Annotated in this window: 1 protein-coding gene; it reads left to right on the plus strand. The window is 67.0% G+C overall.

Features of this window, described 5'->3' with window-relative positions; translation table 11 throughout:
• Positions 1-235 precede the first annotated feature (235 nt).
• Entirely contained in the window at positions 236-1,432 is a 1,197-nt protein-coding gene (locus tag AB0E67_RS36460; RefSeq protein WP_362035160.1) for an IS110 family transposase, read from the plus strand.
• Positions 1,433-1,450 lie beyond the last annotated feature (18 nt).

A 1,450-nucleotide genomic window follows, 5' to 3' on the forward strand; every position in this document is an offset into this window, starting at 1 on the left:
CTCATGCCGCTCTACCTTTCTTCTGGGATCGCCCCAGCCATTCGTAGGGTTGTGGCACCCAGGGGAGCCGGGTGTGGCTTTCATGCCGCTGCCGTCCGTGGCTTTGGTGGCTTGGCCGCCCGGCTCCCCACGACGACTCGGCCGCCGATTGGGAAGTGCGAGAAGGTCGCTGTGTAGAGCAATGCCGGCGAGGTCGTCCGTGGTGCGAACTGCAAGAGCGAACGACTGGAGCACGATGAGCCGGATATGGGCGGGGATCGACTGCGGCAAGACGCACCACCACTGCGTGGTGGTGGACGCGGAAGGCGACCGGCTGCTGTCGCGGCGCGTTGCCAACGACGAGGTGGAGCTCCTCCAGCTGCTGGGCGACGTCCTCGCTCTCGCCGATGAAGAGCAGACCACCTGGGCCGTGGACATGACCGGCGGTGAGCCCGGCCTGCTGATCGCGCTCCTGGTCAACCACAGCCAGGAACTTCTCTACATCCCTGGACGCGTCGTCAACCGGGCCACCGACGGCTACCGGGGCGAAGGCAAGACCGACGCCCGGGACGCCCGAGTGATCGCGGACCAGGCACGCATGCGCAGGGACCTGCAGCCCGTCCGCCCCGGCGACGAGGCAGTGATCGAACTGAAGCTGCTGACCAGCTACCGCAGCGACCTGGTCGCCGACCGCACCCGGACGGTCAACCGCCTCCGCTCCACGCTGACCAGCATGTTTCCCGCGCTCGAACGCGCCCTGGACGTCACCAACGTCGGTCCGCTCGTGCTGCTGACGGGCTACCAGACGCCAGCCGCCATCCGGCGTGCCGGTGTCAAGCGGCTCACAGCCTGGCTGCACAACCGTAAGGTCCAGGGCGCCCAGAGACTGGCCGAGGCAGCCGTGGAGGCTGCCGGGCGGCAGCACACCGCCGTCGTCGGCGAGAAGGCGATCGCCAAGATGGTCCACACCCTCGCGAAGGAGGTGATGGCCCTCAACGAGAAAGTCAACGAAACCGACAAGCTCATCGAGGGCCGGTTTCGCGAACACGAACTCGCCGAAGTAATCGAGAGCGTGCCCGGCATCGGTACCGTGCTCGGCGCCGAGCTCCTCGTCGGAATCGGCGGCGATCTCGAAGGGTTCCCCACCGCAGACCGCCTGGCGGCCTTCGCCGGCCTCGCCCCCGCACCCCGCGACTCCGGAAAGAGCAGCGGCAATCTGCACCGGCCGCAGCGCTACCACCGACGACTTCAACGGGTCTTCTACACGTCCGCGCTCATCAGTATCCAGCGTGACCCCAACTCCCGCCGGTTCTACGACCGCAAGAGAGCCGAGGGGAAGCGACACACACAAGCCGTCCTTGCTCTCGCACGCCGTCGCGTCAACGTCATCTGCGCACTCATCCGTGACCGACGGTGCTACCAAGTCGCACCACCAGTAACCCTCGCGGCTTGACATCAGCATTGGGAAGCC

Origin of the sequence: Streptomyces sp. NPDC032161, assembly GCF_040636995.1 — a bacterium.
Lineage (GTDB): Bacteria > Actinomycetota > Actinomycetes > Streptomycetales > Streptomycetaceae > Streptomyces.

Coding starts and splice junctions, on each gene's coding strand:
- AB0E67_RS36460 (WP_362035160.1), top strand. CDS start 236: ATGAGCCGGATATGGGCGGGGATCGACTGCGGCAAGACGCACCACCAC.